General features: G+C 72.1%; 15 protein-coding genes. 4 read left to right on the top strand and 11 right to left on the bottom strand.

The features are described 5' to 3' along the window. A partial coding sequence (locus VMI11_15770) for a hypothetical protein (GenBank protein HTY73857.1) occupies nt 1–539 on the top strand: 539 nt, incomplete at its 5' end. 60 nt (nt 540–599) lie between these two features. Here VMI11_15770 and leuA read toward each other — a convergent pair. From leuA to VMI11_15740, 6 genes are all read right to left on the bottom strand, one after another. Next, the gene (gene leuA / locus VMI11_15765) at nt 600–2,294 is read right to left on the bottom strand and encodes a 2-isopropylmalate synthase (protein ID HTY73856.1); all 1,695 of its coding nucleotides are present in this window, start codon (nt 2,292–2,294) and stop codon (nt 600–602) included. A 186-nt stretch (nt 2,295–2,480) separates the two neighbouring features. Then, nucleotides 2,481–3,380: a GTPase Era gene (era, locus tag VMI11_15760; protein HTY73855.1), complete on the bottom strand. Its 900-nt coding sequence runs from the start codon at nt 3,378–3,380 to the stop codon at nt 2,481–2,483. 29 nt (nt 3,381–3,409) lie between these two features. Further along, nucleotides 3,410–3,760 carry a cytidine deaminase gene (locus tag VMI11_15755; protein ID HTY73854.1) on the bottom strand — a complete coding sequence of 117 codons (351 nt, stop codon included), beginning with the start codon at nt 3,758–3,760 and terminating at the stop codon, nt 3,410–3,412. Continuing rightward, on the bottom strand, nt 3,753–5,069 hold the full coding sequence (locus tag VMI11_15750) for a hemolysin family protein (GenBank protein HTY73853.1): 1,317 nt from the start codon (nt 5,067–5,069) through the stop codon (nt 3,753–3,755). Before VMI11_15750 ends, VMI11_15755 begins: the two co-directional genes overlap by 8 nt. Then, nucleotides 5,066–5,530 (bottom strand): rRNA maturation RNase YbeY, encoded by a 465-nt coding sequence (gene ybeY / locus VMI11_15745; GenBank protein ID HTY73852.1) that lies wholly within the window; start codon nt 5,528–5,530, stop codon nt 5,066–5,068. Before ybeY ends, VMI11_15750 begins: the two co-directional genes overlap by 4 nt. A 7-nt stretch (nt 5,531–5,537) precedes the next feature. Next, the gene (locus tag VMI11_15740; protein HTY73851.1) at nt 5,538–7,658 is read right to left on the bottom strand and encodes a PhoH family protein; all 2,121 of its coding nucleotides are present in this window, start codon (nt 7,656–7,658) and stop codon (nt 5,538–5,540) included. A 141-nt stretch (nt 7,659–7,799) separates the two neighbouring features. Here VMI11_15740 and VMI11_15735 point away from each other — a divergent pair, with 141 nt between their 5' ends. After that, nucleotides 7,800–8,141, top strand: coding sequence for an HIT domain-containing protein (locus VMI11_15735; protein HTY73850.1), 342 nt, complete (start codon nt 7,800–7,802; stop codon nt 8,139–8,141). A gap of 7 nt (nt 8,142–8,148) precedes the next feature. Here the strand turns inward: VMI11_15735 and VMI11_15730 are convergent, their stop codons facing one another. Next, on the bottom strand, nt 8,149–8,643 hold the full coding sequence (locus tag VMI11_15730; GenBank protein HTY73849.1) for a low molecular weight protein-tyrosine-phosphatase: 495 nt from the start codon (nt 8,641–8,643) through the stop codon (nt 8,149–8,151). Between the two features lie 88 nt (nt 8,644–8,731). Here VMI11_15730 and VMI11_15725 point away from each other — a divergent pair, with 88 nt between their 5' ends. Together VMI11_15725 and VMI11_15720 are read left to right on the top strand one after the other, a co-directional pair. Further along, on the top strand, nt 8,732–9,328 hold the full coding sequence (locus tag VMI11_15725) for a SigE family RNA polymerase sigma factor (GenBank protein HTY73848.1): 597 nt from the start codon (nt 8,732–8,734) through the stop codon (nt 9,326–9,328). Next, the gene (locus tag VMI11_15720) at nt 9,325–10,398 is read left to right on the top strand and encodes a GerMN domain-containing protein (protein HTY73847.1); all 1,074 of its coding nucleotides are present in this window, start codon (nt 9,325–9,327) and stop codon (nt 10,396–10,398) included. Before VMI11_15725 ends, VMI11_15720 begins: the two co-directional genes overlap by 4 nt. Here the strand turns inward: VMI11_15720 and VMI11_15715 are convergent. The 4 genes from VMI11_15715 to VMI11_15700 all read right to left on the bottom strand — a co-directional run bounded on the left by VMI11_15715 (nt 10,385) and on the right by VMI11_15700 (nt 14,595). Next, nucleotides 10,385–11,122, bottom strand: coding sequence for a 16S rRNA (uracil(1498)-N(3))-methyltransferase (locus VMI11_15715; protein HTY73846.1), 738 nt, complete (start codon nt 11,120–11,122; stop codon nt 10,385–10,387). The two genes, VMI11_15720 and VMI11_15715, sit on opposite strands and share 14 nt — an antisense overlap. 14 nt (nt 11,123–11,136) lie before the next feature. Beyond that, nucleotides 11,137–12,258 carry a molecular chaperone DnaJ gene (dnaJ, locus tag VMI11_15710; GenBank protein ID HTY73845.1) on the bottom strand — a complete coding sequence of 374 codons (1,122 nt, stop codon included), beginning with the start codon at nt 12,256–12,258 and terminating at the stop codon, nt 11,137–11,139. Nucleotides 12,259–12,260: 2 nt separating this feature from the next. Further along, nucleotides 12,261–13,298 (bottom strand): heat-inducible transcriptional repressor HrcA, encoded by a 1,038-nt coding sequence (gene hrcA, locus VMI11_15705; protein ID HTY73844.1) that lies wholly within the window; start codon nt 13,296–13,298, stop codon nt 12,261–12,263. Between the two features lie 82 nt (nt 13,299–13,380). Then, a complete protein-coding gene (locus VMI11_15700; protein ID HTY73843.1) occupies nt 13,381–14,595 on the bottom strand; it encodes an MFS transporter in 1,215 nt (404 codons plus the stop codon). Nucleotides 14,596–14,619: the final 24 nt, after the last annotated feature.

Raw genomic sequence — 14,619 nt, 5'->3', positions numbered from 1 at the left:
ACGTCCGAGCGCTGCTTGCCGAGTCCGTCCAGAGACACATCGTGCGAGTCGGTGAGATCGAGACAGAGGTCCGCGATGGGCAGATACGCGGATCGCGGCTGATCAGGTCAGCCCTCGCCGAGGTGGCTGCGGGCGTCCGATCCTTTGCGGAGGGTCAGGGCTGGCGCCTGGTGCAGCGCAGCCCGCGGCTGCGGAAGATGATGTGGAACCCCTCGGTGTACGACGCGAGCGGACGGTTCATCTTCCGTCCCGACGGCTGGCTCGACGACGTAGCCCTCGCCTGGCAGATCGATTCCAAGCAGTTCCACACCTCGCCCGAGGACTGGGCCAGGACCGTCGCTCAGCACACCGAGGCGACCGCGATCGGGATCGTCGTCGTCCATCACCTCCCGCAGGTCGTGGAGCGACAACCAGCACAGACCCTGGCCCAGCTGGAGGCGGCGGCTGACGTTGCCCGGGCTCGGCCCAGGCCCAACGTGTACGCCATACCCGCTGGAGGAGAGACAGCCTCATCCCGCCGCCCCGTCCCTTCCGAATGAACGCGACGTTCCTCCGGACCTATTGGAAGAACGCCGCGTTCATTCGAAAAAGCAGGTGGGTCAGCGGAGGGCGCGGTTGACGGCGCTGACGACGGCCTTGAGGGAGGCGGTCACGATGTTCGGGTCGATGCCGACGCCCCAGAGGACCTGCTCGCCCACGGCGCACTCGAGGTAGGCGGCCGCCTTCGCGTCGCCGCCGGCCGACAGGGCGTGCTCGTGGTAGTCGAGGACCCGTACGTCGACGCCGTACGTCGCCAGCGCATCGCAGAACGCCGCGATCGGGCCGTTGCCCGACCCCTCCAGCGTCACCTCCGCCGGACCGGCGGCGGCGTCGCGCACGACCACCGACAGCGCGTCGGTCGCGTCGACGGCCGACGCCTGCTGGAGCGAGCGGAGCGAGAAGCGGCCCCACGGCGCGTGCGGGTCGGGAAGGTACTCGTCGGAGAACGCCGCCCACATCTGCGCCGGCGTGACCTCGCCGCCGACGGCGTCGGTGCGCGCCTGGATGACCCGGCTGAACTCGATCTGCAGCCGGCGCGGCAGGTCGAGGTTGTGCTCGGTCTTCATGATGTACGCGACGCCACCCTTGCCGGACTGGCTGTTGACCCGGATGACGGCCTCGTAGGTGCGGCCGAGGTCCTTGGGGTCGATCGGCAGGTACGGCACGGCCCACGGCATCTCCTCCACCGGCTTCCCGGCGGCCGCAGCGTCGCGCTCGAGGTGCTCGAAGCCCTTCTTGATCGCGTCCTGGTGCGAGCCGGAGAAGGCCGTGAAGACGAGGTCGCCCCCGTAGGGGTGCCGCTCGTTCACGGGCAGCTGGTTGCAGTACTCGACGGTGCGCCGGATCTCGTCGATGTCGGTGAAGTCGATCTCCGGGTCGATCCCCTGCGAGAACAGGTTCAGCCCCAGCGTGACCAGGCAGACGTTCCCGGTGCGCTCGCCGTTGCCGAACAGCGTCCCCTCGATGCGGTCCGCCCCGGCCAGGTAGCCGAGCTCGGCCGCGGCGACCGCGGTCCCGCGGTCGTTGTGCGGGTGCAACGACAACACGACGCTGTCCCGGTACGCCAGATGCCTCGACATCCACTCGATCGAGTCGGCGTAGACGTTCGGCGTCGCCATCTCCACCGTCGCCGGCAGGTTGATGATCGTCTTGTGGTCCGGCGAGGGGCGCCAGACGTCGTTCACCGCGTTGCACACCTCGAGCGCGTAGTCCAGCTCGGTGCCGGTGTAGGACTCCGGGGAGTACTCGAACCGTACGTCGGTGCCCGGCACCGTCTCGGTCAGCTTCAGGCACAGGCGGGCAGCGTCCACCGCGATCGCGGTGATGCCCTCCTGGTCCAGGCCGAACACGACCCGGCGCTGCAGGGTCGACGTCGAGTTGTACAGGTGCACGATGGCTCGGTCGGCCCCCTGGATCGACTCGTACGTCCGCTCGATGAGCTCGGCCCGCGCCTGCGTCAGAACCTGGATCGTCACGTCGTCGGGGATGAGGTCCTCGTCGATGAGCTGGCGGACGAAGTCGAAGTCGGTCTGGCTCGCGCTCGGGAAGCCGACCTCGATCTCCTTGTAGCCCATGCGGACGAGCAGGTCGAACATCCGGCGCTTGCGGGCGGGCGTCATCGGGTCGATGAGGGCCTGGTTGCCGTCGCGCAGGTCCACGCTGCACCACAGCGGCGCGCGGTCCATGGACCGGGAGGGCCAGGTGCGGTCGGCGAGGTCGACGGGGACGAACGGGGCGTACTTGTGGATCGGCATCCCGCTGGGCGTCTGCGGGCTGCCGTGGGTGGACGTCGCGGTCACGGAAGGGCTCCCTCGGATGGGTCGGGGTGGCCGACGGGCAAGCCGATCACCGCGGCGAGGGAGCCGGCCGTCAGAGGGCCTCGCCGCGGCGGCTAAGAAGCAGGCCGAACCGCACGGACTCAGGGTAACAGGCTCCGAGGCTCAGAAGCCGAGCCGGCGCAGCTGGCGAGGGTCGCGCTGCCAGTCCTTGGCCACCTTGACGCGCAGGTCGAGGTAGGTCGGCACCCCGAGCAGCGCCTCGATCTGGTGGCGTGCCGAGGTCCCCACCGCGCGCAGCCGCTCACCTCCGCGCCCGATCACGATCGCCTTCTGGCTGTCGCGCTCGACGAAGAGCACGGCCGAGACGTCCAGCAGCGGACGGTCCTCGTCGCGGTCGGCGCGCAGTCCCATCTCCTCGACGACCACCGCGATCGAGTGCGGGAGCTCCTCCCGTACGCCCTCCAGCGCCGCCTCGCGGACCAGCTCGGCCACCAGGACCTGGTCGGGCTCGTCGGTCAGCTCGCCGTCGGGGTAAAGGGGCGGGCCCTCCGGCAGCAGGCCGACCAGCAGCCCGGCGAGCAGCTCGACCTGCTCCCCGGTGACGGCCGAGACGGGCACCACCTCGGTGAAGTCGGCCAGCTCGGCGACCTCGAGCAGCCGGGCCGCGACCTCTTGGCGGTCGACCCGGTCGGTCTTGGTCACGATCGCGACCTTCGGGGTACGGCGCAGGTCGGCGAGCTCGCGCGCGATGAACCGGTCACCGGGGCCGACCCGCTCGTCCGCGGGCACGCACATCCCGACGACGTCCACCTCGGTCAGGGTCTCGCGGACCACGTCGTTGAGCCGCTCCCCCAGCAGGGTCCGCGGCCGGTGCAGACCCGGGGTGTCCACCACCACAAGCTGGCCGTCGGCGCGATGGACGATCCCGCGCACGGCATGGCGAGTCGTCTGCGGCTTGTCGGAGGTGATCGCCACCTTCGTCCCGACGAGGGCGTTGGTCAGGGTCGACTTGCCGGCGTTCGGCCGCCCGACGAAGCAGGCGAAGCCGCACCGGAAGCTCACCCGCCCGATTCTGCCGTGCCCCCTCGCGCCTAGCTGGTCGCGCTGCCGCGGACCTGCCCGTCGACGCCCGCGAGGTGGACCGGAACGCCCGGTCCGGCCAGCTCGCGGACCGCGGCCAGCTCGGTCTCGCCGACCGACGGATCCTCGGCCACGACCGCGGCCGCCTCGAGGCCCGGCGCGCCGCTGCCCAGCGCGACGACGACGGCCGCCTGCAGGGCCGTCAGGCGCAGCGAGGGCAGGGCGACCTCGCCTGCGGCGTAGGTCCGTCCGGTGGTGTCGCGGACCGCGGCTGCCGCGGCAGCTCCGGTGCGCGCCCGAGTCGCGCGGGCCAGCGTCACCAGCTTGGCGTCCTCGGGGTCGAGGGCGCCGCTCTCAGGCATCGGCCCGCTGCGTCTGCTCCGGCGCCGGTGCGGGGTCCGCCTCGATCCGCTGCACGAGCACGGTGCTGATCCGGTTGCGTCGCCCGGCGAGCGACTCGGCCACCAGCCGGTAGCCGTCGACCACGACCGTCGAGCCGGCGATCGGCACCTTCCCGAGCCGCTTGGCGAGCAGGCCTCCGACGGTGTCCACGTCGTCCTCGTCGTCGTGGTCGAGCGGGATCTGGAAGCGTTCGGCGAAGTCCCAGACGTTCAGGCGCGAGGAGACGCGTACGTCGCCGTCCGGCAGCTGCTGGATCTCCGGGGCACCGGTGTCGTACTCGTCGGCGATGTCACCGACGATCTCCTCCAGCACGTCCTCGATGGTGACCAGGCCGGCCGTGCCGCCGTACTCGTCGACGACGATCGCGACATGGGTACGCTGCGCCTGCATGTCACGCAGCAGCTCGGCGGCGGGCTTGCTGTCCGGCACGAAGACCGCGGGGCGCATGACGGACTCGACCTTCACCGAATCGCCATGGCGATGCTCGAAGGTGTGCCGTGCAAGGTCCTTCAGGTAGACGACGCCGCGTACGTCGTCCACGTTCTCGCCCACCACCGGGATCCGGCTGAACCCGCTGCGCAGCGCCAGCGACATCGCCTGGCGCAGGGTGCGACCGTGCTCGATGACGACCATGTCCGGGCGCGGGACCATCACCTCGCGCACGATGGTGTCGCCGAGCTCGAACACCGAGTGGATCATCTCCCGCTCGTCGTGCTCGATGACCGAGGTGCGCTCCGCGAGGTCGACGAGGTCGCGCAGCTCCGCCTCGGAGGCGAACGGCCCGTCGCGAAAGCCTCGGCCCGGGGTCAGCGCGTTGCCGAGCACGATCAGCGTCCGGGTGAGGGGGGCGAGCAGGAGGGAGAGCCAGCGGACGGGACGGGCGACCGCGAGGGCGTACGACTCCGCGTGCTGGCGACCCAAGGTTCTCGGGGCGACCCCGACGAGCAGGTAGGACACCGCGACCATGACGACGACCGTCAGCGCCGCGCCCCACGCCTCGGACGGCAGGAGATCCACGAGGGTGACCGTGACGAGGACGACGGCGGTCGTCTCGGCGATCGCCCGAACCAGCAGCAGCGCGTTGACCGCCGACGCCGGGTCGTCGACCAGGGCGGACAGCGGGACCGCGCCGCGCCGGCCCTCGACGGCGAGCTCGTGCACGCGCGCCCGTGAGACCCGTGCGATCGCGGTCTCCGCGGCGGCGAGGAACGCTGCTATCACCACGAGCAGGAACGCGACCACCAGGCGCGTCACGTCCGCGGAGCTCATCGTGCGCCCTTCGGATGGACGGACCAGGCGGCGAGCAGGTCACGCTGCAGGCCGAACATCTCCTCGCGCTCGTCAGGCTCGGCGTGGTCGTAGCCGAGAAGGTGCAGGATCCCGTGGGTCGTCAGCATCTGCAGCTCGTCGATGACGCTGTGGCCGGCCTCGCGGGCCTGGCGCTGCGCGACCTGCGGGCAGAGAACCACGTCGCCCAGCAGGCCGGGCTCGGGATCCTCGTCGTCCCCCGTCGGGCGCAGCTCGTCCATCGGGAAGGCGAGCACGTCCGTGGGTCCGGTCTCGTCCATCCACTGCGCGTTGAGCTGCTCCATCGCCTCGGTGTCGACGAGCAGGATCGACAGCTCGGCGAGCGGGTGGATGCGCAGCCGGTCGAGCACGAAGCGCGCCAGTGCGGACAGGCCGTCGACGTCGACCTCCACCCCCGACTCGTTCGCGACCTCGATGCTCATCCGCGCCTCACCGCCCGCCCTTGCGGTGCGCCGCACCGGGACGGGAACGGCCCGAGCTCGACGGTCCCTGGCCGTTGGGTCCTTGGGTGCGCTGCAGGGCGTCCCAGCGGCCGTACGCGTCGACGATCTGGCCGACGAGGCGGTGTCGCACGACGTCTTGCGCGGTGAGCTCCAAGAACCGAACGTCCTCGATGTCGTCGAGGATCTCGCGGACGATCTTCAGCCCGCTCTGGGTGCCTCCGGGCAGGTCGATCTGGGTCACGTCCCCGGTGACGACCATCTTCGAGCCGAACCCGAGCCGGGTCAGGAACATCTTCATCTGCTCGGGCGAGGTGTTCTGCGCCTCGTCCAGGATGATGAAGGCGTCGTTCAGGGTGTTGTGCGTGACCATGAAGTCCTCGGTCACGTAGAGGTGGTCGGGCGCGGCCACGCTGATGCAGACACAATCGACGCTGCCCGCCGGCTCGATCCGCTCGATCATGCGCATCGGTCGGCCGCCGCCGACAGCGTCGTATGCCTCCCGCTTCCGCGTCAGGCGGAACGGAGAAACCCCCTCCGGCAGCCGGATGTCGATGACGTAGGCATCGTGTCGGTGGTGAATGGGGTGCTGCGAATCACCTCCCGGGCGCCGGCCCTCGGCCGGGCGCGTGCGCGTGTGTGCGATGCCACCCAGAGAGCGGACCAGGAAGACCACGTCGTCGCGTAATCGGGCTGAGCACGTCGTGTACTGGACCCGGCAGGTACGTCCGTGCTGTCGGACCGGCCCTCCGTCGGTGTCGAGGAGCCCTTGAAGGACGGCCAGCCTCACGTCGACGGAGTTGATCAGGTAGACGGAGGGGACGAACTTCGTGCTGGAGCGGGTCCCGGCCAACTCGAGCTCGCGAACCAGCTGGCTCACCGGGTTGGCCACTCGCAGTCCCCCTCGGCCGGCACCCGCATGCCTGAGGACGTAGTCCACATCCGACTTGGGGCTCAGCTCGATATCGGGTAGGCACGCCCCCAGGGCCTCGGCCAGTTCGGCATCAGCGGTAGTGAAGGAGGGCGTCGTAGCGAGCGTGAGACAACCGTCACCCAGGAGCAGGCCGAGGGCGTAGGGATCGAGGGGAACCTCCTTCGGCTCCATGTGGACCGCGCCGACCAACGGCAGCTCGAAGCGGCGGTAATGCGCGGTCCGGAGACGACCGAGCATGTCGCTGGTACGCACCACCCGCCCAGGACGGCCCCGCCGGCGGTCGTCCGGGGTCGTCACGAACCAGAGGTGATCACCGCAGGCCAGAGTCGAGGCACCGTCCGAGGTGGTGACGCGGTAGACCGGCTTGGTGCCCTGCGGGTAGACGCCCAGGACCGGTACCGGTCGACCGTCGGACCCGATCACGAGGTCTCCGACCCGCAGGCTCCCGATCGGGCGGAAGCCTCTGGGAGTGAGCACTGGCGTCTCGAGCGGCTGAGCCCTACCCCTCATATATGCGAGAGGCGCCACCTCGATCGTGCCGGCGGCGATCAGCCGCGGGATCGAGTCGGGGTCGATCATGTCGTGCAGCGCGTCGTACAGCGGCCGCAGATAGGGGTCGATCTTCTCCGACAGCGTGCCCGGCAGGAAGCCGAGCCGCTCCCCCGCCTCGACCGCTGGGCGGGTCAGGATGATCCGTGTCATCTGCTTGCTCTGCAGCGCCTGCACGGCCTTGGCCATCGCCAGGTACGTCTTGCCCGTACCGGCCGGCCCGATCCCGAACACGATGGTGTGCGCGTCGATCGCGTCGACGTACCGCTTCTGGTTGAGCGTCTTGGGACGGATCGTGCGGCCCCGGTTCGAGAGGATGTTCTGGGTCAGCACGCTCGCCGGGCGCTCGTCCGCGTCGTGTCGCAGCATCGACAGCGAGCGCTGCACGGTCTCGGGCGTGAGGGTCTGCCCGCTGCCGACGACGGTGAGCAGCTCCTCGAAGAGCCGGATGACCAGTCCGACCTCGTCCTCGGGCCCGGTCGCGGTGATCGCGTTGCCCCGCGCATGGACGTCCACCGTCGGTACCAGCTGCTCGACGGCGCGCAGGAGCTCGTCGCGAGCCCCGAGGACGCTGACCATCGGCACCGAGGCAGGCACCGTCAGGGTGCGTTGGATGTTCTCCGCCATGGGCGGGCCCCGCAGGGCCCCTCCTCGCGCCGCCTCTCCGTGCTCAAGGGGTGGGTCGCGCTCAATCGTACGGTCCGCGGCCGACCGGGGCCCGGGCTTCGCCGCGACCTTCGCGCTGGCTAGCCTGACGCCGTGACATCGGTGGAGGGCTGCCTGTTCTGCGGAATCGTCGCCGGGACGATCCCCGCGACGATCGTGCGCGAGAGCGAGCGCACGCTGGCCTTTCGGGACATCAACCCCGTGGCCTCGACCCACGTCCTGGTCATCACCAAGGACCACCACCCGAGCATCGGCGCCCTGGCGGAGTCCGATCCCGACGCGGCCGCCGAGCTGCTCCAGCAGGCGGCGGCCGTCGCCGCGGACGACGGGGTCGACGGCGGCTGGCGGCTGGTCTCCAACACCGGCCCGGACGCGGGGCAGAGCGTCCACCACGTGCACGCCCACGTCCTCGGCGGTCGCCCCTTCGGCTGGCCCCCCGGCTGAGCGACCCTCAGCGGGTGACCAGCGTGTCGTCGAGGTGCTCGACCAGCCCGGCGCAGGCCGCCTCGATCTCGCGCAGCACCCGCTCGAAGTCGGCCGCAGCGCCGAAGTAGGGGTCCTCGACCTCCAGGGTTCCGGCAGCGACGGCTGCCGGGTCGAAGCTGCGTAGAAGCAGCACGCGGTCCCGGCTGGCCGTGTCCGGCGCCAGCGCCCGTAGGTCGTCCAGGTGGCCGCGGTCGAGGGCGAGGACGAGGTCCAGCTCGTCGAACCAGGTCGGGTCGAACTGGCGTACCCGGTGGGAGCTGCCGTCGTAGCCGGCGGCGGCCAGGACGCGCAGCGAGCGCGGGTCGGCACGCTCACCGACGTGCCACCCGCCGATCCCGGCCGAGCCGACCGTGACCTCGTCGGCCAGCCCGGCGTCGCCCAGCAGCGAGCGCAGCACGACCTCGGCGGTCGGCGAGCGGCAGATGTTGCCCGAGCAGACCAAGCAGATGCGATAGGCCACCACGCCATCCTCTCCGAGGAGCAACGCTCGCTCGCGACACCCCGGGTGACGTGCCAACCGAGTGGGGCGCTCGCGCGTCCTACCCTTCATGCCAGGGGTGTCGGTCGTCGGCCGGAGGGCGGTGCGCGAGGTGGACGCCGTCGGTCGGCACGCCGCGCCCTGGCCGCCCGACGACCCGCACAGCTGGGACGCCGAGCAGGCGGTGACCGTCCTCTACAGCGGTCACTACGGCACCTTCGTGCGGGTGGCGGCGTTGCTGGTGCGGGACGTGCCGACCGCCGAGGAGGTCGTGCAGGAGGCCTACGTCGGTCTGTTCCGGCGCTGGGACCGGCTGCGCGACCCCGACGCCGCCGTCGGCTACCTGCGGCAGGCAGTCGTCAACGGCGCCCGGAGCGTCCTGCGGCGCAGGGGGACCGCGGAGCGCGCGGCCGAAGCCCTGCCGGCGACCCCGGCGCCGGCCCCCGACCCGGCCGCGTCGCTGGCCGACCGCCGGGCGGTGATCGACGCCCTCGCCAGGCTCCCGGAGCGCCAGCGTGAGGTGCTCGTCCTGCGCTACTACGCCGACTGGTCCGAGGCGGACATCGCCGCGGCCCTGGGCATCAGCCCCGGTGCGGTCAAGTCGTACGCCTCGCGCGGGGTCCAGGCCCTTCGTCCGGTGCTCGCGAGCTGGGGGCAGGATCGATGAACGACGACGAGCTCTACGCAGAGCGGCTGCGTGAGGTGCTGCACGGGGAAGGGTCGGCCATGTCGGTCAGCGACGACGGTCTCGGGAAGATCCTGCAGGGGGCCGGTGACGGCGAGCCGCCGCGCCGCCGCCCGTCGTGGGTGGCCCCGCTCGCGGTGGCCGCGGCGGCGGTCCTGCTGCTTGGCGGCGTCGCCCTCGGCATCAGCCTGACCCGCGGAAGCGGCAGCCCGACGGCGACCCCCGGCACCAGTGGCTCGACGTCAGCCGTGGTCAGCCCCAGCGAGCAGGTGTCGCAGGCGACCGGCTCGACCGGCACGTCCGCGCTCCCCTCCGGGGGGCACTCGAGCGCCTCCACCGCCTCCTCGCCGACGGAGTCGGCGGCGCTGGCCGTCTACTACGTCGCCGACGTGCCCGGCGTCGGGACCCGGCTCTATCGCGAGTTCCACACCCTGCCGACCGAGGCCAGCCCCACCGGGCGGATCACCGCCGCGCTCGACGAGCTGTTCGGCGGCAACGCGGTCGACCCCGACTACACGACCCTGTGGCCCTCCGGCACCCAGGCACTCTCGGTGAGAGTGGACGGCGACCTGGCCACTGTCAACGTCAGCGACTTCCCGCACATCGGGGAACAGGGTCAGGCGATGGCCATCCAGCAGGTGGTGTGGACGGTCACCGCCGCGGACCCGTCGGTGAAGCGGGTCCAGATCCAGGTCAACGGTCAGCCACCGCAGGGTGCCGCGTCCCTCGGCAAGCCGACCGCGCGCGGCAACTCCCTCGACACCCTCGCCAACGTCTGGATCCTCGCACCCGCAGAGGGGTCGACGGTCGCCTCGCCGGTGAAGGTGACGGTGTACGGCACCGGCTTCGAGGGCAACGTCATCGTGCGGGTCCTGAAGGACGACGGCACCCAGGTCGCGCAGAAGGCGGTGACCACGCAGATGGGCGCCTTTGCCAGCGCGAGCACCACGTTCACCCTGCCCGCCGGGGGCTACCAGGTCCAGGCCCTCAACGACAACGGCAAGAACGCCACGCTCCTGCTCTGGGACACCAAGAACTTCACCGTCGGGTAGCGCTGATCGACCACCGAGGTGTGCGGGAGAGCACGATCCCGGCGGCGACGGTCCCGGCCGTCGAGGTCCGCAGGACGGACGGACCCAGCCGTACGTGCTGCGCGGCGGAGAACGCGGCGAGCTCCTCGGGGCTGATCCCGCCCTCCGGGCCGACGACCAGCACCACGTCCCCCTCCGGCGGCACCGGTACCGACGCCAGCGGCGTCGTCGCCTCCTCGTGGAGCACGAGGCCGGCGGCCGCCGAGGCGAGCAGGGCCGCGACGTCGGCGGTGCTCGCCAGCGGGCGTACGTCCGGCCAGCGGACCCGCCGCGCCTGCTTGCCCGCCTCGCGGGCCGTCGAGCGCCACCGGGCGAGCGACTTCGCCGCTCGGTCCTCGCGCCAGCGGGTCACGCAGCGGGCGGCGGCCCAGGGCACGATCACGTCGACCCCGACCTCGGTCAGGGTCTCGACGGCGACCTCGCCACGATCGCCCTTGGGCAGGGCCTGCACCACGACGACTCGCGGCTGCGGTGCCGGCTCCTCCCACCGCGACCGCACGCCGAGGCGGACGCCGTCTGGCCCCACGGCCAGGACCTCGGCCTCGACGCCGTGGCCTGCCCCGTCGGTCACCACGACCTGCTCCCCGACCCGGACGCGGCGCACGGTGCCCGCGTGCCGCCCCTCGGGGCCGTCGAGGACGAGCTCCGCCCCGGCGAGCAGGAGATCGGTTGGGAGGGCGAACACCGCCGCGCCCACGCTCAGCGCCCGTTGAAGGCGTCGCGCAGCCGGGCGAACAGCCCATGGGTCCCAGGGGCGAACTCCCCCGCTGGGCGCTCCTCGTCGCGCAGCCGGGCCAGCTCGCGCAGCAGCTGCTCCTGCTTGCCGTCGATCTTCGTCGGGGTCTGCACGTCGACGTGGACGAGCAGGTCACCACGCCCGCCGCCGCGCAGGTGGGTCACGCCGCGCCCGCGCAGCGGGATGACCTGGCCCGGCTGGGTGCCTGGCCGGACGTCGACGGTCTCCTCCCCGTCGAGGGTGTCCAGCGCGATCGACGCGCCCAGCGCCGCGGCCGTCATGGGCAGCGCCAGGGTGCAGTGCAGGTCGTCGCCCTGGCGCTGGAACACCGCGTGCGGGCGCTGGACGACCTCGACGTACAGGTCGCCCGCGGGGCCGTTGCCCGGCCCCACCTCGCCCTCGCCGGCCAGCTGGATCCTCGTGCCGGTGTCCACGCCACCGGGGACCCGGACCGTCAGGGTGCGGCGGGTGCGCACCCTGCCCTCGCCGGAACAGTCGTTGCAGGGGTGCGGGATGATCGTGCCGAACCCACCGCACTGCGGGCACGGCCGGGAGGTCATCACCTGCCCGAGGAACGAGCGCTGCACCTGCTGGACCTCGCCACGCCCGTGACACGTCGGGCATCCGGTGAGCGAGGTGCCCGGCGCCGTCCCCGCGCCGTGGCAGGTCGGGCAGCCGACGGCCGTGTCGACCTGGATCTCCTTGGCGGTCCCGAACGCGGTCTCGGCGAGGTCGAGCTCGAGGCGGATCAGGGCATCCTGGCCCCGCCGCTGGCGCGGCCGGGGACCGCGAGGCGCGCCCCCGCCGAAGAAGGCGTCCATGATGTCGGTGAACGCGAACCCGCTCCCGAAGCCGTTGCCGCCGTGCGCGCCGAACGGGTCGCTGCCCAGGTCGAACATCTCGCGCTTGGCCGGGTCCGACAGCACCTCGTAGGCGGCGGTGACCTCCTTGAAGCGCTCCTGGGTCTCGGCGTCGGGGTTGACGTCGGGGTGCAGCTCGCGCGCCAGCCGGCGGTAGGCGCGCTTGATCTCCTCGGGCGTGGCGGTGCGGTCCACGCCGAGGACGGCGTAGTAGTCGACGGCCACGCTCAGACCTCCGCGATCAGGCGGCTGACGTAGCGCGCGACCGCGCGCACCGCGCCCATGGTGCCCGGGTAGTCCATCCGGGTGGGTCCTAGGACCCCGAGCCGGGCGACCGCGAGGTCACCCGCTCCGTAGCCGACGCTGACCACGCTCGTCCCGCCCAGCCCCTCGACGTGGTGCTCGTGACCGATCCGGACGGTCACCTGGCTCGGGTCGACGGACGCCGTGGCGTCGCTCGCCTCCCCGAGCAGCCGCAGCAGCACCATCTGCTCCTCCAGCGCCTCGAGCACGGGGGCGACGCTGTTGGGGAAGTCGCTGCCGAAGCGGGTGATGTTCGCGGTGCCCGCGAGCACGACGCGTTCCTCGCGCTCCTCGACGAGCATCTCCAGGAGGGTTGCGAGCAGGGCGCTCACCGCCGGTCGGTCCTCGGGGGTGAAGGCCTCGCCGAGGTTGCCGACGGCGGCCGGTACGTCGGCAAGCGGCAAGCCGGTCGCGATCGCGTTGAGCCGGGAGCGCAGGTCGCCGAGGGTGTCCTCGCCGACGGCGTGGCCGGTGTCGACGACGCGCTGCTCGACGCGGCCGGTGGTGGTGATGAGGACGAGCATCACCCGAGTGGGCAGCACGGGGACCAGCTCGACGTGGCGGACCACCGAGCGCGTCAGTGACGGGTACTGCACGACGGCGACCTGCCGGGTCAGCTGCGCGAGCAGGCGAACCGTGCGCCCGACGACGTCGTCGAGGTCGACCGCCCCATCGAGGAAGGCGCTGATCGCGCGCCGCTCCGCGACCGTGAGCGGGCGCAGCTGAGACAGCCGGTCGACGAAGAGCCGATAGCCCTTGTCGGTGGGGATCCGCCCGGCGCTGGTGTGCGGCTGGGCGATGTAGCCCTCGTCCTCCAGGGCGGCCATGTCGTTGCGGATCGTGGCCGGCGAGACGCCCAGGCCGTGGCGCTCGACGAGGGCGCGCGACCCGACCGGTTCCTGCGTCGCGACGTAGTCCTCGACGATCGCACGGAGGACCGCGAGCTTGCGGTCGTCGAGCACGGCGGCACCTCCTCGCCTCACCTCGGCCGGGTCGGGCCGGCTCTGGCCCCGCCCTGGCACTCGTCGGCCCTGAGTGCCAAGTCTAGTCGGCGCGCAGGCCTTCGCGCTCGCGCCGCCGCAGGCCAGGACCCAGGGCCGAAGCCGCCCCGGCCGCCACGAGGCACACCGCGGTGCAGCCGAACCAGAGCAGCCGCTCGCTCACCGCGAAGGCCCGGGTGCCGAGGAGCGGGCCGAGGAACGCGCCGGCGCCGTAGGCCAGGCCGAGCATGCCGTTGTAGCGCCCACGCTGCTCCGGGGGCGCGATGTCGGCGACGATGGTCGGTGCGACAGCGTTGAACGCGATCTCCCCGAGGGTCCAGACGACCACCGTGGCGGCGTACTGCCACAAGCTGTTCGCGAGTGCGGTGAGCCCGAAGCCGAGCCCGAGCAGGACGATCGACGACACGAAGACCCGCACCCGTGGCGCGGCGACCAGCGCGCGCAGGGTCAGCGGCTGCAGGAACACGATGACCAGCGGGTTGACCGCATAGGCGACGCCGTAGTCCGCGGAGGTCAGCCCGCTCGCGCGCATCGACAGCGGCAGGGTGACGTAGGCCTGCAGGTAGACGACCGCACCGGCCAGCGTGATCCCGACGAGCGCCAGCAGCAGCCGGTCCCGAAGCGCGCGCCCGTAGCCGCCGGAGTCCCCCGACGCCCGCTCGGGCAGGGTCTCGGGCACCCCGCGGACGATGAGGACGGCGAAGACCAGGCAGGTGAGCGCGTCCAGCACGAACAGCACCCACCAGCCGTGCAGGGCCAGGACACCGCCAACGACGCCGGACACCGACACGCCCAGGTTGACCGCCCAGTAGAGCAGCGCGTAGGCCCGTGTCCGGTCCGGGGGTTCCACCAGGTCGGCGACGAGAGCCCCGACGGCCGGGCGGTAGAGGTCGACCACGACGCCGTAGGCGAAGGCAGCCAGCCCCACGAGCCACAGCTGGCGGGCCAGCCCGAGGGCGGCGAGCCCGGCCGCGGACCCGACCATCCCGGCCACCAGCGTCGCCCGACGCCCGATCCGGTCCGCGAGCGCCCCGCCCAGCGGCTGGGAGACCAGCGCCCCGAGTCCGAGGGAGGCCAGCACCGTCCCGGTCTCGGTGACCGACACTCCCCGGCCCTGCACGAGGTAGAGCGCGAGGAAGGGCTCGACGAACTGGCCCAGCCGGTTGACCACGGTGCCGGCCCAGACGAACCAGTACGGCCGCGGCAGCCCACCCGCCGTCCTGGCCAGCCAGGACCCGTCCGGCCGCGTCGCCGTCATGCGCGGACCGTAGCGAGACCGGCC

The organism is Actinomycetes bacterium (assembly GCA_035506535.1).
Lineage (GTDB): Bacteria > Actinomycetota > Actinomycetes > DATJPE01 > DATJPE01 > DATJPE01.
The sequence above is the reverse complement of the archived record's forward strand: the minus strand, read 5'-3'. Positions and strand labels throughout refer to the sequence as shown.

Coding starts and splice junctions, on each gene's coding strand:
- VMI11_15740 (HTY73851.1), bottom strand. CDS start 7,658: ATGGCGGAGAACATCCAACGCACCCTGACGGTGCCTGCCTCGGTGCCG.
- ybeY (HTY73852.1), bottom strand. CDS start 5,530: ATGAGCATCGAGGTCGCGAACGAGTCGGGGGTGGAGGTCGACGTCGAC.
- VMI11_15720 (HTY73847.1), top strand. CDS start 9,325: ATGAACGACGACGAGCTCTACGCAGAGCGGCTGCGTGAGGTGCTGCAC.
- VMI11_15725 (HTY73848.1), top strand. CDS start 8,732: ATGCCAGGGGTGTCGGTCGTCGGCCGGAGGGCGGTGCGCGAGGTGGAC.
- VMI11_15700 (HTY73843.1), bottom strand. CDS start 14,595: ATGACGGCGACGCGGCCGGACGGGTCCTGGCTGGCCAGGACGGCGGGT.
- VMI11_15755 (HTY73854.1), bottom strand. CDS start 3,760: ATGCCTGAGAGCGGCGCCCTCGACCCCGAGGACGCCAAGCTGGTGACG.
- leuA (HTY73856.1), bottom strand. CDS start 2,294: ATGCCGATCCACAAGTACGCCCCGTTCGTCCCCGTCGACCTCGCCGAC.
- VMI11_15750 (HTY73853.1), bottom strand. CDS start 5,069: ATGAGCTCCGCGGACGTGACGCGCCTGGTGGTCGCGTTCCTGCTCGTG.